Genomic DNA, 21,592 nt, shown 5'->3' on the forward strand with positions numbered 1-21,592 from the left:
ATGTTTTGGTGTATAGCTCTAAGCCAGCACTAATCGCTTCGAAAGGCAAAGAACGTATCTGCTAGCCGTTTATCTTATACTTACGCTTTTTGCTTGTATTATAAAGCGACTTTGTTGATAATGAAACGTGGGATAAATTTAAATAAAACCATAAGAGAAAATTATCAAGGTGGATGTTTAATGTCATTTTCTGAATTTCATTTATTATCTGTTCTAGCTGAGGAAATGAATATGCGGAAAGCTGCAGAACGATTATTTGTATCACAACCAGCACTGTCACAGCGACTGCAAACGATAGAGAAAGATTGGGGAACCAAATTATTTTTACGTTCACAAAAGGGACTGTCGCTAACACCTGCAGGCGAGGCCGTCATTCGATTTGCCAACGAAGTACGGGAGAAGGAAGAAAAGGTGCGCGAAAGTATTCAAGCGATGGATCATGAGGTTTATGGAACGTTGAAAATTGCCTGTGCAACGATTGTCGGGCAAAATTGGTTGCCTCAAGTGTTAAAGAAGTTTGTCCAAAAATATCCGCATGCAAAAATCTCCCTCATAACGGGTTGGAGCAGTGAGATTTTAAAATCGCTCTATGAAGGGCAAGTTCATGTGGGGATTATACGTGGAGCCCCTGATTGGAAAGGGGTTAAACAGCATTTATTTACAGATATGCTGTATTTAGTGGACACGGAAATGAAAGAGCTAGATCAAGTGCTTGAGACAGATCGACCGTTTATTCAGTTTAAGAGCGATTCGAATTATTATCAAGAAATTCAAGATTGGTGGCATAGACAATTTCAAACAACGCCTAAAAATACGATTGTCGTTGATCAAATTGAGACGTGTAAACAAATGGTGTTTAATGGGATTGGCTATGCGATTTTACCAGCCATTACACTTCATGATAAAGATACGAATATTTTTAAGATACCTCTTTTTGATAGTCAGAATCATTCGATTGAGCGTGATACGTGGCTATGCGGCTATGAATCGGCGTTTCAGCTTAAACAAGTGCAAGCTTTTACAGAAGTAGTCAAAGAGCATATTCTCGAGCAAGGGATGATATAAGAAAGATTAAGAGGGTCAAAATCGCTTTATTCGTTCGTTTTCTGTCAAATAAAGGGTTTTCTTGATGGATAAAATATGTAGGTTATGTTTTTCGAGAGATTCAGCTTGTTTTACGAGCGGTTGTCTGATAAATTAAAAACGAGTAAGGATACATAACTAGGGGGTTAAGCAAAATGGATGCACGCGAAATTATTTCATTTATTGCAAATAGCAAAAAATCAACACCTGTGAAGGTTTATGTTAAAGGTGATTTAGAAGGTGTAGATTTTGGAGCGGAATCTAAAACATTTATCACTGGAAACACAGGGGTTGTTTTCGGTGAGTGGACGGATATTGAAGCGGCTCTTACTGCTGCTGGAAGCAAAATTGAAGATTATGTAATTGAAAACGATCGTCGCAACTCAGCAATTCCTTTATTAGATTTAAAAGGAATCAAAGCTCGTATTGAGCCAGGTGTTACAATTCGCGATCAAGTGGAAATTGGCGACAATGCGGTTATTATGATGGGGGCGACAATCAATATTGGTGCTGTAATCGGTGAAGGTACAATGATCGATATGAACGCTACACTTGGTGGACGTGCAATCGTTGGGAAAAACGCTCACATTGGTGCTGGAAGCGTATTAGCAGGTGTAATTGAGCCGCCTTCTGCAAAACCAGTTGTTGTAGAAGATGATGTTATGATTGGGGCAAACGTTGTTGTACTAGAAGGTGTAACGATTGGTAAAGGTTCTGTTGTTGGAGCTGGTGCTGTCGTAACGAAAGATATCCCACCTTACTCTGTAGCAACAGGTGTACCTGCACGAGTTATTAAAGAAATCGATGAAAAAACAAAATCAAAAACAGAGATTTTGCAAGAGCTTCGTCAACTTTAATTTTTACGTACAATAAACAGGGGAGAGCGTGGATATTTTTTATCCGCGCTTTTCTTAATAGAAAGGGAGTAGAATCATGTCGCAGTTAAGTCCATTTGTTGCTATTCGTCGAGACTTGCATCAAATTCCAGAGATTGGCTTTCAAGAATTTAAAACACAAGCCTATTTATTAAACTATTTGCAAAGTATTCAAAATGATCGAATGGAAATTGAAACGTGGCGAACAGGCATTTTTGTGAGAATTGCTGGAACGAATCCACGAAAAACGATAGGATACCGAGCAGACATTGATGGTTTACCGATTAAAGAACAAACTGAATTAGCGTTTGCTTCTCAGCATGAAGATTATATGCATGCGTGTGGACACGATTTTCATATGAGTATTGGGCTAGGTGTACTGACTCATTTTGCTAAGCATGCTATTGAAGATAATTTGTTATTTATTTTTCAACCTGCTGAAGAAGGACCTGGCGGGGCAGAACCTATGATGAAATCAGAGACGATGCAGAAATGGAAGCCGGATATGATTGTTGCGCTGCATGTGGCTCCTGAATATCCAGTAGGAACTATTGCTGTAAAAGAAGGATTATTATTTGCGAATACATCTGAATTGTTCATCGATCTGAAAGGTAAAGGCGGACATGCCGCATACCCTCATGAAACAAATGATATGGTAATTGCTGCTTGTCAATTAGTTGGACAATTACAATCTATTGTATCTCGTAATGTGAATCCGCTTGATTCAGCTGTTATTACGATTGGGAAGATTACGGGAGGAACCGTTCAAAATATTATTGCCGAAGAAGCTCGTTTAGAAGGGACTATTCGAACGTTGAACGCAGAGTCAATGAACAAGGTGAAAGCTCGAATTGGAGCGCTTGTAGAGGGAATAAAAGCAGGCTTTGAATGTGAAGCGGAAATTGATTATGGTTCAATGTATTATCAAGTGGATAATGAGGAACAATTAACACGAGAGTTTATGAAATTTACTGATGAAGCAGCAGATGTAGATTTCTATCATTGTAAAGAGGCCATGACGGGGGAAGACTTTGGTTATATGTTAAAAGAGATTCCTGGTTTTATGTTTTGGTTAGGAGTCCAATCGGAGTATGGACTGCATCACGCAAAGCTGAATCCAAATGAACGAGCGATTGATTTAGCGATTACCCATCTAGTGAATTACTTTACATTTAAAGGTAATTCGTAATAATTATGAAATTATAATTGTTAAAAAGTGAAGCATATTCGACAAAATAAGCTAAATTCTTGACCTTGCCATCATTTGGTTCTACAATAGACTACAGTGGTAAAAAATAACTGAGAATATTAATTCACATTCTCAATTGAATACATATTGGAGGGAATTTAAATGGCAGAACGTTTTGTAGGAAAACAAGCACCACGCTTCGAAATGGAAGCAGTATTACCAAACAAAGAATTCGGAAAAGTAAGTCTTGAAGAAAACATTAAAAATGACAAATGGACAGTTTTATTCTTCTATCCAATGGACTTCACTTTTGTATGTCCAACAGAAATTACAGCATTATCTGATCGTTATGATGAGTTTGAAGATCTTGATGCACAAGTAATCGGTGTATCAACAGATACAATTCACACTCACTTAGCTTGGATTAACACAGATCGTACAGACAATGGTCTTGGTGAGTTAAAGTACCCGCTTGCTGCTGATACAAATCATGTTGTATCTCGTGAGTATGGTGTATTAATTGAAGAAGAAGGTGTTGCTCTTCGCGGTCTATTCATCATCAACCCAGAAGGCGAACTTCAATATCAAGTAGTAAATCATAACAATATTGGTCGCGATGTTGATGAAACATTACGTGTACTACAAGCACTTCAAACTGGTGGTCTTTGCCCAGCGAACTGGAGACCTGGTCAAAAAACACTTTAAGTTTCATTTACTGACTATTAATAGTAAGACCTAACTTATAAGTTAGGTCTTTTTTTAAAGATAGGTGTATCAAGTTCGAGTAACAAAAACGATGAACATATACGCTTTAAACAATAAATAATATGTATATGATGGAGGGGTTTACGATGAAATTACGTGATCAAATGCCAGAGTTAAATGGTGCGACAGAATGGTTAAATGGAGAAGTAACGAAAGCAGAATTGATTGGTGAAAAACCAACGTTAATTCATTTTTGGTCAATCAGTTGTCATCTTTGTAAGGAAGCTATGCCGCAAATTAATGAGTTTAGAGATAATTATAAAGATAAATTAAATGTAGTGGCTGTACATATGCCACGCTCTGAGAAAGATTTAAATTTAGATGAAATTAAACAAATTGCAGCAGAACATGATATTACTCAATCAATTTATGTAGACAGTGAATTGAAATTGAATGATGCTTTTGAGAATCAATATGTTCCAGCTTATTATGTATTTGATAAAGAAGGAAAGCTTCGCCATTTCCAAGCAGGTGGAAGTGGAATGAAAATGCTTGAGAAACGTGTAAACCGTGTTCTTGCTGAAAACGAACAAGCTGAATAAGCCCTTAGAAGTCCTTAGTCATGCTATAACAGTTCGTTTATACCTTTTAAGATGTAACATGGTAACATATGAATAAATGCGACTAAGGGATGTTTGGAGGGGTGGCAGTGAAAAAAGCGTTTGCGGTAATTGGTCTAGGTCGTTTTGGCGGCAGTATTGTTAGAACGCTTGCTCAAGAAGGGATGGAAGTTTTAGCAATCGATGCAGATGAGGATCGCGTAAATGAATTTGCTAAAATTGCTTCACATACCATCGTAGGGGATACGACAGATGAAAATGTACTTAAAAGTATTGGCATTAGTAATTTTGATCATGTCATCGTCGCAATCGGTGAAAATATCCAAGCTAGTATATTAACGACACTGATGTTAAAAGAATTAGGTGTAGACCATGTAACGGTGAAAGCGCAAAATGATTATCATGAGAAAGTTTTGCGTAAAATTGGGGCTGACACAGTTGTTCATCCAGAACGGGATATGGGGCGTAGAATTGCTTATAATATCGTTTCCAATAATATATTAGATTACTTGGAGCTTTCTGAGGATCATTCAATTGTCGAGATTGTTGCAAGTGAGAAAATGAATGGGAAGTCTATTTTTGATCTTGATATTCGAGCTCGTTATGGACTTAATATTGTGGCTATTAAAAGGGGAACTAACATTAATGTTTCTCCACAGGCTCACGATGCCATTAACGCAGGTGATATTCTCATTGTAGTCGGCGCAGATACAGATATTAGCCGTTTTGAAAGAAAAGTGTGTGGTGTCTAAAAGCATAAAAAAAGCAAGCTTATGAGTCGATGCTTGCTTTTTTTATGCTTTTCACGATATATATATAACGATTAGAATAACAAAAAACCAAAGCCTTTAGCTAAAATGTGCTAGAGGCTTTGGTTTTTATTACACTTCCATAATGATTGGTAAAATCATTGGACGGCGTTTTGTTTTTTCATATAGGAATGGAGCTAGTGTGTCAGTAATTTCATTTTTAATTTCTGACCATTGTGTTGTTTTACGCTCCATGACTTTGTTTAAGTGTTTAGAAATTAATGCTTGAGCATCGTTGATTAAGTCACCAGATTCTCTCATGTAAACAAATCCACGAGAAATAATGTCTGGTCCTGCTGAGATTTTAAACTCTTTCATATTAATGCTGACAACGACAACAACCAATCCTTCCTCTGAAAGGATGCGACGGTCACGTAGAACGATATTTCCGATGTCGCCAATTCCGTTTCCATCGATATAAACGGATCCAGAAGGGATTTTTCCAGCTACTTGCGCTGTGTTTTCGCTTAACGCAAGTACCTCGCCGTTATCCATGATAAAGCAGTTTTCTTCAGGTACACCACAATCGATAGCATGTTGAGCGTGCAATTTTTGCATGCGATATTCTCCGTGAATCGGCATAAAGAACTTCGGTTTAATTAGACGAAGCATTAGCTTTTGTTCTTGCTGACCGCCATGACCAGATGTGTGAATATCACTTAATGGTCCAGAGATGACATCTGCACCAGCTCGATATAACTGATTGATTGTTCTAGATACGCTGACCGTGTTCCCTGGAATAGGAGATGAAGAAAAGACAACGGTATCCCCAGGGATAATTTGAATTTGACGATGCGTTCCGTTCGCAATACGAGAAAGGGCGGCCATCGGTTCACCTTGGCTACCTGTACATAGAATTGTCACGCGGTTAGCTGGTATTCTATTGATGCTTTGTGCATCCATAAAAGTATCTTTTGGTGCAGTAATATAGCCTAGATCTTGTCCAATGGTAATAGCTGCTTCCATACTGCGTCCAAAGACAGCGATTTTACGTCCGTTTGCCACTGCTGCTTCGACAACTTGTTGAAGGCGGTGAATATTTGAAGCGAACGTAGCGAAAATAATTCGCCCATCTACTTTACGGAACACATCATGAATCGTATCGCCAACGCGACGTTCTGACATCGTGAAGTTAGGTACTTCACTGTTTGTACTATCTGACAATAAGCACAGTACGCCTTCTTTTCCAATCTCAGCCATCTTTGTTAAGTTAGCTGGCTCACCGACAGGAGTAAAGTCGAATTTAAAGTCTCCTGTATGGACGATTTGTCCAGGTGGTGTTTTGACAACGATTCCATATGAATCTGGAATACTGTGAGTTGTACGGAAGAAAGAAACAGATGTTTTTCGGAATTTAATAACTTCATCCTCTGTAATTTCAATTAATTTTGTCTGACGTAATAGACCGTGCTCTTCTAATTTATTACGAAGCAGTCCAAGTGCAAGTTTACCACCGTATACAGGAATGTTTACTTTTCGAAGAAGGTAAGGAATTCCGCCGATATGGTCTTCATGCCCGTGCGTAATAAATACTCCCTTAATTTTATCTACATTTTTTTCTAAGTAGCTGTAATCAGGAATGACATAATCGATACCAAGAAGTTCGTCTTCTGGAAATTTAATTCCGGCATCAATAATGACAATTTCGTCCTGAAATTGAACAGCATAAGTATTTTTACCGATTTCGCCTAGACCGCCCAATGCGAAAACGGCTGTTTGATCGTTTTTGACAAATTTCATAAATTATCCTAGCTCCAATACTTTATAATCTTCGTGCTGTTTTTCATAATCTAAATAAGCTCCTTCAACAACTTCCACGTATTCTACGTTAAAGGGTTTTTGTTTTAACTTGTGACGGACGTCGCGAACAGATTTTCCTTCTACATAAAGAATTTGCGTGTTTTCTCTAATTGGAACCTCTGCTATATTTACTTGATAGTATACCTTAAAAATCATAATAATCTCTCCTCGTTTAATTACATTGCTTGTTTCATTATATATAAAAACAACAAATTTTTCATGTTTTACAACATCATACCAATAGAAAGCTAATTGTACTGCGTGTTAAACATCATATTAGTCATATAAAACTTTATTTAAATAATGAGTGATATGATAGACTATTGTTAATTAAAGCTAATTAATCAATAAAACTGTACGTAAATAGTGTAACATATATGTATCGTTGGAAACGCTTATATATGTAATCCATCAGAAAGTACACTTAAATAAAACTTTACAATAAGGAAGAAGCCCTTCGCAAGTTTTAGAAGGACCGTTTTAAAAAAATATCGCAAATAGGTAATGTACCAGTAGACTAAGTTGACACAAATTCATAGAGGTACTTTAGGCGATGGATTTTTTTCTAAGAAGATCATTCCATTGTTTAAGCAGCTTTTTACGTAGCTTTTTTAACATGGTGATCACGCTCCCTTGATATTATTGTATAGCAATATTTAATAATGTAAATATTTCTTTGTAGTACTTGCCGTATTTTTCTAAAAAGCGGTAGCCGACATAGTAACCATTTGAAATATAAGATTGGTTTATTCATCATTATCATATGTCATTTTGGTAATAAATTACGTTGATAAATATGGGAATTTGAATGAAGTAGAAAAGAAATGGCAGCTTGACCGATAAATAGGGAAAATTATCCCACTCTTAACGGGCAGTAAGACCCCCACCTCAAGATTCAGGGTGAACAAGGAAGATAGGTGGGGGACAACTGTCCGTAAAGGTCCGATTGGTGAGATATAGTGAAACTTACCTTTGTGATTTTCAAAGGTAAGCTTTCACCAATCAGGTTCGTACGGTCACTTGATTGAAGCGAAGCGGAAATCTTAGTGACTGTAGAACGTGACTAACCATCAGTGGGGGATGGAGTAAAACCCCCACTGATGGAAGTTTCACTTTATTACATAATGAAAACAAAGGATAGGAAGTGAAGGTAGAATGAAAATTGTATTCTTTGATATAGATGGCACGTTGCTTGATCATGATAAGAAATTACCAATCTCGACGAAAAAGGCGATTAAACAATTGCAGGATAATGGGGTTTTTGTGGCCATTGCAACAGGGCGTTCGCCATTTATGTTCGAGTCGTTGCGAGAAGAATTAAATATTGATACATTTGTGAGCTTTAATGGGCAATATGTGGTGTTTGAAAAAGAAGTCGTCTATCGAAATCCATTAAAGATTAGTGAGCTGAAAAAGCTGCATGAAACGGCAGAGAAATATAATCATACTCCGATTGTTTTTATGGATGAAGCAACAATGAAATCTAGTGTGGCCAATCATGAACGAGTGGAAAAAGCATTAGGAAGTCTGCGATTCCCGTATCCTGATGTAGAAGTGGATTTCTATGAACAGAATGATATATATCAAGCGTTGTTATTTTGTACAGAAGAGGAAGAGGAGCGATTTAGCAATCACTGTGAATCCTTCCGTTTTATTCGTTGGCATCAATATTCTACAGATGTTCTGCCGAGTGATAGTTCAAAGGCAGAAGGAATTAAAATTCTTATGGAACATGTTGGGTTTCAGTTAGAAGATGTTTATGCATTTGGGGATGGACTAAATGATATTGAGATGTTAGAAGCCGTTGGTCATGGTATAGCGATGGGGAATGCTGCTTCAACTGTAAAGGAACATGCGGACTATGTAACAAAAGATGTGGGAGAAGAAGGAATTTATCATGGATTAAAGAAACTGCAGCTTATTTGAATATTTTGTACATAATATTGTGTGTAACACACATGAGCCAAAAATCAACAGTGTCATGTAAAAAGAGCCTCTCTTGCATAGCGCAAGGGAGGCTTCTCGGAGTTTACTAACCAGTCAAGTTCTTGAAGCTGAAGTTTCATTCTACCTTTCGATGGCGATTGAGTTGGGTGGAATACTAAAAGGGTCTTCTTTATTAATATGATCATAAAACATAATTCCGTTTAGATGGTCGATTTCATGTTGAAAGCAAATAGCGGCAAGTCCTTTTAGTCTAAGTTTGACTTCTTCCCCTTCAAGTGTCGTTCCAGTTACGGTAATTCTAGCATGTCGAGGAACATAACCAGGTACAACGCGATCCACAGAGAGGCAGCCTTCACCAGCTATTAAATAAGCCTTTTCCACAGAATGACTAATAATTTTTGGATTGAAGAGGGCGTAACTATATAATTTACCCTCGCCATCTGTTAAATGGACGGCAATCATTCGTTTTGATACATTAATTTGTGGAGCGGCGAGTCCGATTCCGGGACGTAGATTGTATTGTTGAACTAGTTCTGGATTTTGACTATTTTGCACATATTCCATTAGGCGGGCTAAAATTTGTTGATCTTCTTCTGACGGAGGAAGAGGAACTGCCTCAGCTACTTTTCTTAAGGTAGGTTCTCCTTCTTTAATAATATCTTTTGTTGTTAACATGTTTTGCACCCCAATTTTTTTATGTATGTTATCATTTTAACAAAATGAACAAGAAATTGTTAAATAGATACACAAAATAGGATAAAAATGAAGCGGGGAGCAAGAACTCCCCAATTTCACCATATAGTCATATTAAAAACATAGACAAGCGCCAACGATAATAAGCAAAATGAATAGGACAACGATTAACGCAAATCCTCCTACTGCACCGCAGCCGCCATGGCCACCACCGTAACCGTAGGCAGGAGCAACAGGATAACAACAAGCTTGATTGTAGCCTCCGTAGAACATATGTGATACCTCCATATATAATATTTTGAAACATGATCATTTTGGTTTCCCAAACGATTACTATAGCCTATGCATAACGAAGCAAATCGTGTAGGCGGGGGCCCTGTTCATAAATAAATTCATCAATAAAATTATGAAGGGGAGGTAAATGGTGGATGAATAAACATTGGAGTATACTAGCTATTATATTATGCTCGACTATTGTGTTATCAGGGTGTTGGGCCAGTGTCTCTCCAGAGGAAAAAGTGTATCGAATACTAGAAGAGTCAGTAAAGAAAGAATATGAATTTGAAGAACAGCACGAACGAATTACACAGCTAGAAAAGGAAGAAAAGAAAATATATCAAGACATTATTGAATTAGGTTGGCGGCAATCAGGTTCTATTAGAACTTTAGCGGAAGAGGCGTTGGACAATATTGGGGAAAGAGAAAAAATTCTTGCCACGGAACATAAAAAAATTCAAGCTTCTCAAAAAACATCCATGAAAATGGAAAATCAAATTGATAAAATCGAACGAGAAGAAATAAAGAAACAAGTCATAACTCTCCATAAAACGATGAACAAACGTTACGAAACGTATGAGAAGTTATATGAAGCATATAGGCAAAGTTTAGTTTATGATCGAGAATTATATGAAATGTTTACGAATGAAACTTTGAAAATGGATCAGCTGCAAGAACAAATTGAAAAAATAAATAAAAGTTATGAAAAAGTACTGCGTTATTATGAACAATTTAATGAATTAACGGAAACATTTATGCAACAAAAATCAGATTTTTATCGAAAAAACGAACTGGAAAATGATAGAGAATGAAAACTGGCTGATTGGCCAGTTTTTTTGTTCGGGAGAGGAACTGTACTATAAAAAATGGAAATGTAAGCGTTTGAATATTTTTGTGGAATAGTAATGGTGATATGGTAAATAGCTTCATGTATAGCATAATTCACGGTGATGTATCAATTCTCTAAAGAGAAACGTTATTTTAAATCAATAAGAGAGAGGGAGAGGGAAAATGATTTTGTAATACAGATTTCTTTTTATACTATAACAGACTCTTTTTTGATTATTACTATAAATAAATGAGTAATCCTAAAAATAAGTTGATTTAACGCTATTAAAGGGGTTGACTTTAGGGTGATTCATCTTGTAAACTGTGGATAAGAAAATAAGTTGTATTACTTTTTTTGAAGATTTTATTGATACAGCGGTAAAATGTGCAATGTAAATTATGTAATTAGGTTTGCAAACGAAAGCTTAAGGGAAACATAAATTGTTAGAGATGCGTTACAGTTTAAGATTTATACAATAATAATGAATAACCTTTTAATGAAAGGATGATACAGAATGGCTTCAAAAACGAAACAATTTCAATTGGATGTAGAGGAACAGTTTCGAGCGGTAGCAGGGCAGTTCCAGACTTTTCAAATATTGAATGAGGAAGGCGAAGTAGTAAATGAGGCAGCTATGCCGGATTTACGAGATGAAGAGTTGCAAGAATTAATGAGACGTATGGTATATACAAGAATTTTAGATCAACGTTCCATTTCTTTAAACCGTCAAGGCAGACTAGGTTTTTACGCTCCTACTGCTGGACAAGAGGCGTCGCAAATTGCTTCGCACTTTGCTTTAGAAAAAGAAGATTTTATTTTACCAGGATATCGTGATGTCCCACAAATTGTTTGGCACGGATTGCCGCTTTCACAAGCTTTCTTATTTTCCCGCGGACATTTCAAAGGAAATCAAATTCCGGAAGGCGTGAATGTAATTTCTCCACAAATTATTATTGGAGCTCAATATGTTCAAGCAGCTGGAGTAGCGCTCGGCATGAAGAAGCGTGGTAAAAAATCAGTAGCCATCACATATACCGGAGATGGTGGAACGTCTCAAGGTGATTTCTATGAAGGAATCAACTTTGCGGGTGCGTTTAAAGCCCCAGCTATTTTCGTCGTTCAAAATAACCACTTTGCGATTTCTACTCCTGTAGAGGCACAAACGGCTGCAGAAACTTTAGCGCAAAAAGCGGTAGCGGCAGGAATTCCTGGTATTCAAGTTGATGGAATGGATGCGTTAGCCGTTTATGTGGCAACGAAGGAAGCTCGTGAACGCGCTGTTAATGGAGAAGGCCCAACCTTAATTGAAACGTTAACATATCGTTATGGACCACATACGATGGCTGGTGATGACCCAACACGTTACCGTACAGAGGAATTGGATAATGAGTGGGAATTGAAAGATCCACTTGTTCGCTTCCGTAAGTTTTTAGAAAATAAAGGTTTGTGGAATGAAGAATTAGAAAATGAAACGATTGAACAAGCGAAAGAAGATATTAAAGAAGCTATTAAAGTAGCGGACGCAGAGCCGAAGCAAAAAGTAACAGATTTAATTTCAATTATGCATGATGAGATGCCATTTAACTTAAAAGAGCAATTTGAAATTTATAAAGAAAAGGAGTCGAAGTAAGCCATGGCTCAAATGACGATGATTCAAGCGATTACAGATGCATTACGTACAGAGTTACGTAATGATGAAAATGTATTGGTTTTTGGAGAGGATGTTGGAGTAAACGGTGGAGTTTTCCGTGCAACGGAAAATCTGCAAAAAGAATTTGGTGAAGAGCGTGTCTTTGATACACCACTTGCTGAATCTGGAATTGGTGGTTTAGCGGTAGGGTTATCTCTACAAGGTTTCCGTCCAGTTCCTGAAATTCAATTCTTTGGGTTTGTTTATGAAGTCATCGATTCAATTAGTGGTCAATTGGCACGGATGCGCTATCGTTCAGGCGGGCGCTATAACGCACCGGTAACGATTCGTTCACCATTTGGCGGCGGTGTGCATACACCGGAATTACATGCGGATAGTTTAGAGGGACTAATGGCGCAACAACCGGGATTAAAAGTCGTCATTCCTTCTACACCTTATGATGCAAAAGGGTTATTAATTTCAGCTATTCGTGATAATGATCCAGTTATTTTCCTTGAACATATGAAATTATATCGTTCGTTCCGCCAAGAAGTACCGGAAGAAGAGTATAGCATTCCTCTAGGAAAAGCGGACGTAAAACGTGAAGGTACTGATCTTTCCATTATTACGTATGGAGCGATGGTTCAGGAATCTATTAAAGCGGCCGAAGAATTAGCGAAAGAAGGTCATTCTGTTGAAGTGGTTGATTTACGTACCATTTCTCCATTAGATATTGAAACAATTATTGCTTCTGTTGAAAAAACAGGACGAGCAATTGTTGTTCAAGAAGCACAAAAACAAGCGGGAATCGCGGCTAATGTTGTATCAGAAATTACAGAACGTGCCATTTTAAGTTTAGATGCTCCTGTGTTACGTGTTGCTGCACCAGATACAGTATATCCGTTCTCACAAGCTGAACAAGTATGGTTACCGAATTATAAAGATATTATTGAAACGGCAACAAAAGTATTGAAATTTTAATCCTACTTTTTGAAGAAACGGTAAAGTGATTGTCAGATACTTTGACAAGGATAATCAGAAATTCGTGACAAATGACTTTATTCGTAGCACTAAGTATGATTTAATATAGGAGGTTGAATTCAGTGGCATTTCAATTTAGACTCCCTGATATCGGAGAAGGTATACATGAAGGTGAAATAGTAAAGTGGTTTGTAAAGCCAGGAGACAAAGTCCAGGAAGACGACGTCCTTTGTGAAGTTCAAAATGATAAAGCTGTCGTAGAAATTCCATCACCTGTTGAAGGAACGGTGGAAGACATTCTTGTAGAAGAAGGAACGGTTGCCGTTGTTGGTGATGTTCTTGTTACATTTGACGCTCCTGGGTATGAACATCTTAAGTTCAAAGGGGATCATGAAGAGGAAAAAACAGAAGACGTTAGTAAGACGGAAGCTGAAACTCAGACAACAACTGAGGTTGCTCAAGAGTCATCTCCTGCTCCAGCAGCGGATGTTGATTCAAGTCGTCGTATTATTGCGATGCCTTCTGTGAGAAAGTATGCACGAGAACAAGGGGTAAATATTCGCTTAGTTACAGGTTCGGGAGATAATGGGCGCATTATGAAGGAAGATATTATGGCTTACATAAATGGTCAAACAGCTCCACAAGAAGAAACTGGACAAGCTGAAGCTTCGCAACAACAAGAAACGGGAACAACAGTTGCTGAAACAGTTGTGATTCCTGAAGGGCAATATCTGGAAACGCGTGAGAAAGTAAGCCCAATGAGAAAAGCGATTGCCAAAGCAATGGTGAAATCTAAACAAACAGCTCCGCACGTTACGTTAATGGATGAAGTCGATGTTACGCAACTTGTTGCTCATCGTAAAAAGTTCAAAGAGATTGCTGCTGCTAAAGGAATTAAGTTAACTTTCTTGCCTTATGTTGTTAAAGCGTTAACAAGTGCATTACGTGAGTATCCTATACTTAATACATCCTTTGATGATGAGACGAGTGAAATTATCCATAAGCATTATTTTAATATTGGAATTGCTGCCGATACAGATAAAGGTTTACTCGTTCCCGTTGTAAAAGATGCAGATCGCAAATCGCCTTTTGCTATTTCAAAAGAGATTAATGAGTTAGCTGATAAAGCTCGTGAAGGTAAATTGACTCCTGGAGAAATGAAAGGGGCTTCCTGTACGATTACGAATATCGGTTCTGCAGGAGGTCAATGGTTTACTCCAATCATTAACCATCCAGAAGTTGCTATTCTCGGGATTGGGCGTATAGCTGAAAAAGCCATTGTTCGTGATGGAGAAATTATTGCAGCTCCAGTCTTGGCACTGTCTTTAAGCTTTGATCACCGTATCATTGATGGTGCGACAGGTCAAAATGCCTTAAATCATATTAAAAAGTTACTGAATGATCCAGAATTATTGTTAATGGAGGCGTAATCATCATGGTAGTAGGAGATTTTCCAATTGAAACAGATACTTTAGTCATCGGATCTGGCCCAGGAGGGTATGTAGCAGCAATTCGTGCAGCACAGCTTGGTCAAAAAGTAACAGTTGTTGAAAAAGGTGCAATTGGTGGGGTTTGCTTAAACGTAGGATGTATCCCATCTAAAGCATTAATTGAAGCAGGACATCGTTTCCATAATGCACAACATTCAGAAAACATCGGTATTACTGCAGAAAACGTAAAAATTGATTTTTCAAAAGTACAAGCATGGAAAGAATCGGTTGTTAATAAATTAACAGGCGGCGTAAGCGGTCTATTAAAAGGAAATAACATTGAAGTTGTTGCTGGTGAAGCATATTTTGTAGATGCTAACAATGTACGTGTGATGACTGAAAACTCAGCTCAAACTTATACATTTAAGCATGCGATTATCGCAACCGGATCTACACCGGTTGAAATCCCAGCTTTCAAATATTCTAAACGTGTTATTAACTCTACAGGAGCTCTTTCTCTTGAAGAAGTCCCATCTTCTTTAGTCGTAATCGGTGGAGGAGTTATCGGGGTTGAACTTGGTAGCGCTTATGCAAACATGGGTACGAAATTAACAATTCTTGAAGGATCAGATGATATCTTCTCAGGTGCTTACGAAAAACAAATGACAACTCTAGTGAAGAAAAACCTAAAAAGCAAAGGTGTAGAAGTTGTTACAAAAGCACTTGCGAAAGGTGTAGAGGAAACAGAAAACGGCGTTATTGTAACGTATGAAGTAAAAGGTGAAGAGAAGAAAATCGAAGCTGATTACTTACTTGTTACAGTTGGTCGTCGTCCAAATACTTCTGATATCGGTCTTGAGCAAGTTGGGGTTAACCTAACTGATAGAGGCTTAATTGAAACAGATCAACAAGGTCGCACAAATGTACCAAACATCTTTGCTATTGGTGACGTTGTTTCTGGTCCACAATTAGCACACAAAGCATCTTATGAAGGTAAAATTGCAGCTGAAGCAATTGCTGGACACCCTTCTGAAATCGATTATTTAGGAATCCCAGCTGTTGTATTCTCTGAGCCAGAATTAGCGACTGTAGGATTTACTGAAGCACAAGCGAAGGAAGCAGGAATTGAAGCAATCGGTTCTAAATTCCCATACGGTGCAAACGGCCGTGCGCTTTCTTTAAATGCGACAGACGGTTTTGTGAAACTTGTGACTCGTAAAGAAGATGGATTAGTAATCGGTGCGCAAATCGCTGGTGCAAATGCATCTGATATCATTGCTGAACTAGGACTTGCTATTGAAGCAGGTATGACAGCCGAAGATATTGCGATGACTATCCATGCACATCCATCATTAGGAGAAATTACAATGGAAGCTGCTGAAGTAGCTCTAGGTACTCCTATCCATATTATTAAATAATAACGTGATGTTTTTAGCACACTGCTTTTTAGCAGTGTGCTTTTTGTGCTATTCCGGCACTTAACGGGAGGTAAGACTCCTACCTCAGGCTTATGAGGAAACAAAGAGATAGGTGGGAACTACCCTCATCTAGTTGCGACTCCTAGCCTCGCTTTTGTAGTAAAAGTCCTATTGGTAAACTTTTACCAATCGGGTTCATACGGTCACTTGATTGAAGTGGCGGAGATGTTAGTGACCGTAGAACGTGACTAATCATCAGTGAGGGATGAAGGGAAACCCTCACTGATGGGAGTTTCACTTTATAAAGGAATGGTTTGTCTATAAAATTTTGATCAATGGAAATGGATAGCAGAAGCGTTACATAAGATGAAACTATAGAAGTTTTAATGGATGCCCATAGATTTAGAGATGAATGGAGTGACTAATGTGAAAAAATATTGTGTTTTTCTTTTTCAACTAATCATTTGGAGCAGCTATACGCTTGCGGAATGGTTGTCGATGAATGATCGCTTCTTCTATAAATCACTAATGTTTCTTCTGTTTTCCTATTTCGCTATCTATATTGGAAAGCTTATTTTACAATCGACTAAACAGACGCTGCTAGTAACGGTGATGAGTTTGTTTTGTTATGCGGTCTTGCAAATTTGTTTGGAAGTGATTATTCCTATTCATTAAAAGAATTTCTTTACTTACGAGGATAAAAGTACATGATACGCTTATTGAACAAGTGAAGTTCCCCTTTTAATTGTTTGGCGAGAAATTTACATAGTTCATTAGCTTTGCCTTTATCCCCAAACGTAGAATGTTCAGCGAGCGTTATCTGAATATACGTTTGGATACGTTCGTTTTCTTCCTCATGAATTTGTTCTTGATCCATTCCGATTAAGATAAGATGGTAACCGTCTGTTAGGGATTGAAGGTATATCATATTGTTTGTAGGAGGTGCCGGCTCTTTTATTTCATAAGGAAAGGCTGCTTCATGGTAATTCCAATTTACCTGCCTGCCTGTTTTTGAGGTTATGTTTTGATAGTCATATAATAATTCTTTAATCGTGTCAATCGTAACTGTCGTTTGTTCTGGATGTGGAACGAGTTTAATATATGCATGTTCAGTCATGTTCATCCTCCTTAACTCTAATTTACCTCATTATACTTTACCATTATTTGTATGATTGGTATTGTTAAAAAGAAGATAAATTTCGTTTATAACGCTATAAGAGAGTTTAAGTAAAAAAAATGATGAAAATACGAAATATATGTTATACTTTTTTGCTTGAAATTTTAAATGTGTTATATTATTATGAATGTAAAGCGGTTACAATTCGATTATATAACATCTAATATATTAGAAGGGAGTTGTCGGAATGGGAACGATCATTTGCCAAAGCTGTGATAGTACAATCGCTCATTTTGAAGATGAAAAAGTAAGTATTCTTTATTCACATAGTCAAAAGTGCCCTAGCTGTAATACAACTGCTGCTGAGGAAAATTAAAAAATAAATAATGATGTAGAAGTTCGGGTGCTTTTCGATTTGGGAGGTACCTTTTTTGTGTTTTAGGCTCTGTTTATAGGGGATTGTATGAACGATTATTTATCCCACACTTAACGGGCAGTAAGATCCTCACCTCAAGCTTATGAGAAAACAAAGAAGATAGGTGGGGGACAACTGCCCTCATCTAGTTGCGGCTCCTAGCCCCTCGAGGTCATAAGCTGTCATGCTCTGTGGCAAACTGCGCCACGCCGCATTCATCTTATGCTTGTCGGGGGCTGAACAGTCGCCTCGCTTTTGTAGTAAAGGTCCGATTGGTGAGATACAGTGAAACTTACCTTTGCGATTTTCAAAGGTAAGCTTTCACCAATCAGGTTCGTACGGTCACTTGATTGAAGCGAAGTGGAGATCTTAGTGACCGTAGAACGTGACTAACCATCAGTGGGGGGGAAGGAAAACCCCCACTGATGGAAGTTTCACTTTATTTTATCAATAGTGTACCTAGAAAAAGCTGACTCAAGTGAGCCAGCTTTTTCTAGGTTGTTGTTTCTTAATTACTCGTAAAAATTTAATTTCAGGATCTTCAGGTCCTTGTACAGGCAGTCCTGCTTCTATATTTTTTTGAATATATGTGATGTTTTCAACCGTAATCATTTCCCCTGGAATGAAGATTGGGATGCCAGGTGGATATACCATAATGAATTCAGCGCTAATGCGATTAATAGATTCTTCAATCGGTACAACTTCTGTTTCCGCATAGAAGGCGTCTCTAGGCGTGCAAGCAAGATTCGGTGTATTTGGCAGTATAACGCGAACGGGATCATTCTCGTTTGCTTCACCTTTAAATTGCTCAGCTAAGTCTTGTAAAGCAAAAATAAGGGAATCAGCGTCCGCTTTCGTATCTCCTGGTGTAACTAAACAAAGGATATTATATAAGTCCGATAATTCTACCTCGATGTTATGCTTTTCACGAAGCCACTTTTCAACATCATACCCTGTAATTCCTAAGTCCTTGATTGAAATAATCAATTTAGTTGGATCGTAATTGTATGTGGCTTTCTTGCCTAAAATTTCTTTTCCTACACAATATAAAAAAGAAATTTCATTAATGGCATCGCGTGTATAATTGGCTAGTTTAATCGTTTCATCAATCATTTCTCTTCCTCTTGTTGCCAATTGTTTTCTAGCAGTATCAAGGGAAGCTAGTAAAATATAAGATGTAGAGGTTGTTGTTAACATACTAAGAATAGACTGCACACGGTTAACGGGAATGAGCCCTTCTTTCACATTTAAAATCGAGCTTTGCGTCATAGAACCGCCGAGCTTATGAACGCTTGTTGCGGCCATATCTGCGCCTGCCTGCATCGCTGAGAGAGGTAATTCATCGTGAAAATGAATATGAACACCGTGTGCTTCGTCAACGAGGACAGGTACATTATAGGAATGAGCTGTCTCGACAATTCTCTTTAAATCCGCGGCAATGCCGAAATAGGTTGGGTTGATGACAAGTAACCCTTTTGCATCAGGATGCTCCTGTAATGTTTTTTCCACTTGATCTATTGTAATACCGTGAGAAATCCCTAAGTTTTTGTCAATTTCTGGATTTATGAAAATAGGTACAGCTCCAGAGAATACAATCGCTGACATAACCGATTTATGAACATTTCGAGGGACGATAATTTTATCTCCAGGTCCACAAACTGTCATAACCATTGTCATAATTGCACCGCTTGTTCCTTGAACTGAGAAAAATGTATGATCAGCTCCGAATGCTTCAGCTGCTAAATCCTGCGCTTGTTTAATAATGCCTTTAGGTCGATGAAGGTCATCTAGCGGAGCGATATTAATTAAATCGATAGATAATGCGTTTTCGCCAATAAATTCGCGAAATTCCGGATCCATTCCATTTCCTTTCTTATGTCCAGGAATATGAAATTGAATCGGATTTTTTTTTGCATGATCGATTAAGCCAGTATATAAAGGAGTTTCATATTGTGACAATTCTTTTTGACCCCATTTCTTAATCAATGTAAATTTCGCATAAAACAAAAGAAATTATAGCATGTATAAATGTCGTTGCATAGGAAAATTTCCGAAAAATAAGCTCGGAAAATTGAAGGGTTAGTAAATATTTGTAATAATATAAATAAATACCAGAATGGATGGTATCAGGGGAATCATGTAAATGATAGGCTATGTTCATTCAGGTAGTAATAACGTCATTTAACAACACAAATAAAAGGGGGAGACTTATAATGAAATGGAGTACGCGTGTTACAGAATTGTTAGGCATTAAATATCCAATTGTTCAAGGGGGGTTAGCCTATTTAGCATATGCTGATTTAGCTGCAGCGGTTTCCAATGCGGGCGGTCTTGGACAAGTAACAGCGATGTCTTTACGTACACCTGAAGAACTTCAAGAAGAAATTCGAAAAACAAAATCTTTGACGGACCAACCATTTGGTGTTAATTTTGCCATTGGTAATCATGGGCGTCCGTATGAGCATTTTCTTGAAGTAGCTTTGAAAGAAGAAGTGAAGGTTGTTTCTGTTACAGGAGGAAACCCGGCTCCTTTTTTAGATTTTGTCAAAGGTACGCCTGTTAAAAAACTTGTTCTTGTTGCAGCAAGACGACAAGCGATGAAAGCCGAGCAATTAGGTGCAGATGCGGTCATGGTTGTTGGACAAGAAGGAGGCGGTCATTTAGGACGTGATGATATCGGAACATCGGTATTAATTCCTCAAGTTATTGATTCTGTTAAGATTCCTGTTATTGCTTCAGGCGGCTTTGGGGATGGTCGAGGTTTAATGGCGGCATTAGCATTAGGCGCAGAAGGAATTGAGATGGGGACACGATTTATTGCAGTTAAGGAATGTGTTCATGCTCATGAACTGTATAAAAACGCTTTAGTAGCTGGGACGGAAAATGATACGGTTGTTATTAAACGTTCCATTGGAGCACCAGCCCGAGCGATTGCAAACAATTGGACAGATAAAATTTTAGAAATTGAGAAAGAAAGCGGTGGATACGAGCAATTGAAAGATTACATAAGCGGGCAAGCGAATCAACGCTATATTTACGATGGTGTTGAAGAGGAAGGGTTCGGCTGGGCTGGACAAGTGATGGGATTAATTCATGACGTTCCATCAACAGCTGAGCTATTTGATCGTATTATTGGTCAAGCAGAAGAAATTCGAAATAAATGGGCAAAATAAACGAAAGTGCCGAACAGCAAGAGAGAAACATATAATAAAGAGGTGCGAAACAATGGAATATCAATATCCAATGGACTATACGTGGTCAACAGAAGAAATTGTAGATGTAATTACTTTTTTTGAAGCAATTGCAAAAGCGTATGAAAGTAAAGTTTCAAAAGAAGAGCTGATGAAGGCGTATCGACGCTTCAAAGAAATTGTGCCAGGAAAAGCGGATGAGAAAAACTATACCGATGAATTTCAAGAAAGCAGTGGTTATTCCGCTTATCAAGTGATAAAAAAAGCAAAAGAAACAGCCGATGATGGCTGGATTCAAATGAAATGATTTTATCCCACACTTAACGGGCAGTAGGACCCCCGCTCCAAGCTTATGAGAAAACAAAGAAGATAGGTGGGGGACAACTGCCCGTAAAGGTCCGATTGGTTCAACTAACCATCAGTGGGGGATGAAGGAAAACCCCCACTGATGGAAGTTTCACTTTATTGTGAAAATTTTTAGAAAATTTATTGACTTTATTAAAGGATTGTTCTAACATAACAAGTATAAATTATATGAATATACAGGCGAAGACGAAGAGTAGTATCTTAAATAGTTGTTCTAT

22 protein-coding genes and 1 other annotated feature (1 of these 23 running past the window's edge) are annotated in these 21,592 nt (G+C 37.9%); of the genes, 16 read left to right on the plus strand and 6 right to left on the minus strand.

Translation table 11 applies throughout. The features are described from left to right. Positions 1–180: 180 nt before the first annotated feature. The 6 genes from BAOM_RS06900 to BAOM_RS06925 all read left to right on the plus strand — a co-directional run bounded on the left by BAOM_RS06900 (position 181) and on the right by BAOM_RS06925 (position 5,224). Complete coding sequence (locus BAOM_RS06900) at positions 181–1,065, plus strand: transcriptional regulator CcpC (RefSeq protein ID WP_127759640.1); 885 nt, start codon at positions 181–183, stop codon at positions 1,063–1,065. A gap of 173 nt (positions 1,066–1,238) precedes the next feature. Further along, positions 1,239–1,940, plus strand: coding sequence for a 2,3,4,5-tetrahydropyridine-2,6-dicarboxylate N-acetyltransferase (gene dapD / locus BAOM_RS06905; protein WP_127759641.1), 702 nt, complete (start codon positions 1,239–1,241; stop codon positions 1,938–1,940). A gap of 76 nt (positions 1,941–2,016) precedes the next feature. After that, the gene (locus BAOM_RS06910; RefSeq protein ID WP_127759642.1) at positions 2,017–3,147 is read left to right on the plus strand and encodes an N-acetyldiaminopimelate deacetylase; all 1,131 of its coding nucleotides are present in this window, start codon (positions 2,017–2,019) and stop codon (positions 3,145–3,147) included. 162 nt (positions 3,148–3,309) lie between these two features. After that, positions 3,310–3,852, plus strand: coding sequence for a peroxiredoxin (locus tag BAOM_RS06915; RefSeq protein ID WP_127759643.1), 543 nt, complete (start codon positions 3,310–3,312; stop codon positions 3,850–3,852). 146 nt (positions 3,853–3,998) lie between these two features. Further along, the gene (locus BAOM_RS06920; RefSeq protein WP_127759644.1) at positions 3,999–4,454 is read left to right on the plus strand and encodes a TlpA family protein disulfide reductase; all 456 of its coding nucleotides are present in this window, start codon (positions 3,999–4,001) and stop codon (positions 4,452–4,454) included. Between the two features lie 107 nt (positions 4,455–4,561). Next, entirely contained in the window at positions 4,562–5,224 is a 663-nt protein-coding gene (locus BAOM_RS06925; RefSeq protein ID WP_127759645.1) for a potassium channel family protein, read from the plus strand. Positions 5,225–5,353: 129 nt separating this feature from the next. Here BAOM_RS06925 and rnjA read toward each other — a convergent pair whose 3' ends face one another. Together rnjA and BAOM_RS06935 are read right to left on the minus strand one after the other, a co-directional pair. Next, positions 5,354–7,021 (minus strand): ribonuclease J1, encoded by a 1,668-nt coding sequence (rnjA, locus tag BAOM_RS06930; RefSeq protein WP_127759646.1) that lies wholly within the window; start codon positions 7,019–7,021, stop codon positions 5,354–5,356. A 3-nt stretch (positions 7,022–7,024) separates the two neighbouring features. After that, on the minus strand, positions 7,025–7,237 hold the full coding sequence (locus BAOM_RS06935) for a DNA-dependent RNA polymerase subunit epsilon (protein WP_127759647.1): 213 nt from the start codon (positions 7,235–7,237) through the stop codon (positions 7,025–7,027). Positions 7,238–8,236: 999 nt separating this feature from the next. Here BAOM_RS06935 and BAOM_RS06940 point away from each other — a divergent pair. Beyond that, complete coding sequence (locus tag BAOM_RS06940; RefSeq protein ID WP_127759648.1) at positions 8,237–9,007, plus strand: Cof-type HAD-IIB family hydrolase; 771 nt, start codon at positions 8,237–8,239, stop codon at positions 9,005–9,007. Between the two features lie 141 nt (positions 9,008–9,148). Here the strand turns inward: BAOM_RS06940 and def are convergent, their stop codons facing one another. Both def and BAOM_RS06950 read right to left on the minus strand, forming a co-directional pair. Then, positions 9,149–9,703, minus strand: a complete 555-nt coding sequence (def, locus tag BAOM_RS06945; RefSeq protein ID WP_127759649.1) for a peptide deformylase — start codon at positions 9,701–9,703, stop codon at positions 9,149–9,151. 132 nt (positions 9,704–9,835) lie between these two features. Then, positions 9,836–9,994, minus strand: a complete 159-nt coding sequence (locus BAOM_RS06950) for a YjcZ family sporulation protein (protein ID WP_127759650.1) — start codon at positions 9,992–9,994, stop codon at positions 9,836–9,838. Between the two features lie 155 nt (positions 9,995–10,149). Between BAOM_RS06950 and BAOM_RS06955 the strand changes: the two genes are divergently transcribed. From BAOM_RS06955 to BAOM_RS06980, 6 genes are all read left to right on the plus strand, one after another. Next, complete coding sequence (locus BAOM_RS06955; RefSeq protein WP_127759651.1) at positions 10,150–10,809, plus strand: YkyA family protein; 660 nt, start codon at positions 10,150–10,152, stop codon at positions 10,807–10,809. A 531-nt stretch (positions 10,810–11,340) separates the two neighbouring features. After that, entirely contained in the window at positions 11,341–12,456 is a 1,116-nt protein-coding gene (gene pdhA, locus BAOM_RS06960; protein ID WP_127759652.1) for a pyruvate dehydrogenase (acetyl-transferring) E1 component subunit alpha, read from the plus strand. A 3-nt stretch (positions 12,457–12,459) separates the two neighbouring features. Continuing rightward, positions 12,460–13,437: an alpha-ketoacid dehydrogenase subunit beta gene (locus BAOM_RS06965; RefSeq protein WP_119116151.1), complete on the plus strand. Its 978-nt coding sequence runs from the start codon at positions 12,460–12,462 to the stop codon at positions 13,435–13,437. Positions 13,438–13,559: 122 nt separating this feature from the next. Next, complete coding sequence (locus BAOM_RS06970; protein WP_127759653.1) at positions 13,560–14,867, plus strand: dihydrolipoamide acetyltransferase family protein; 1,308 nt, start codon at positions 13,560–13,562, stop codon at positions 14,865–14,867. 5 nt (positions 14,868–14,872) lie between these two features. Continuing rightward, complete coding sequence (gene lpdA, locus BAOM_RS06975; RefSeq protein WP_127759654.1) at positions 14,873–16,285, plus strand: dihydrolipoyl dehydrogenase; 1,413 nt, start codon at positions 14,873–14,875, stop codon at positions 16,283–16,285. Between the two features lie 426 nt (positions 16,286–16,711). Next, positions 16,712–16,960 (plus strand): hypothetical protein, encoded by a 249-nt coding sequence (locus tag BAOM_RS06980; RefSeq protein WP_180319826.1) that lies wholly within the window; start codon positions 16,712–16,714, stop codon positions 16,958–16,960. Positions 16,961–16,970: 10 nt separating this feature from the next. On the opposite strand, the gene BAOM_RS06985 is transcribed toward BAOM_RS06980, so the two are convergent. Continuing rightward, positions 16,971–17,402, minus strand: a complete 432-nt coding sequence (locus tag BAOM_RS06985) for a DUF1885 family protein (protein WP_127759655.1) — start codon at positions 17,400–17,402, stop codon at positions 16,971–16,973. Between the two features lie 247 nt (positions 17,403–17,649). Between BAOM_RS06985 and BAOM_RS06990 the strand changes: the two genes are divergently transcribed. Beyond that, positions 17,650–17,778, plus strand: coding sequence for a GapA-binding peptide SR1P (locus BAOM_RS06990; protein WP_127759656.1), 129 nt, complete (start codon positions 17,650–17,652; stop codon positions 17,776–17,778). Positions 17,779–18,291: 513 nt separating this feature from the next. Here BAOM_RS06990 and BAOM_RS06995 read toward each other — a convergent pair. After that, positions 18,292–19,776, minus strand: a complete 1,485-nt coding sequence (locus tag BAOM_RS06995) for an aminotransferase class I/II-fold pyridoxal phosphate-dependent enzyme (RefSeq protein WP_127762479.1) — start codon at positions 19,774–19,776, stop codon at positions 18,292–18,294. 254 nt (positions 19,777–20,030) lie between these two features. On the opposite strand from BAOM_RS06995, the gene BAOM_RS07000 reads away from it, so the two are divergent. After that, positions 20,031–20,990 carry an NAD(P)H-dependent flavin oxidoreductase gene (locus BAOM_RS07000; protein ID WP_127759657.1) on the plus strand — a complete coding sequence of 320 codons (960 nt, stop codon included), beginning with the start codon at positions 20,031–20,033 and terminating at the stop codon, positions 20,988–20,990. Positions 20,991–21,042: 52 nt separating this feature from the next. Further along, positions 21,043–21,315: a UPF0223 family protein gene (locus tag BAOM_RS07005; protein ID WP_119116158.1), complete on the plus strand. Its 273-nt coding sequence runs from the start codon at positions 21,043–21,045 to the stop codon at positions 21,313–21,315. Between the two features lie 233 nt (positions 21,316–21,548). Next, positions 21,549–21,592 (plus strand) — a binding site (T-box leader); it runs 195 nt beyond the window's last position.

The sequence above is a fragment of the Peribacillus asahii genome, assembly GCF_004006295.1.
Taxonomy (GTDB): Bacteria; Bacillota; Bacilli; order Bacillales; family DSM-1321; genus Peribacillus; species Peribacillus asahii_A.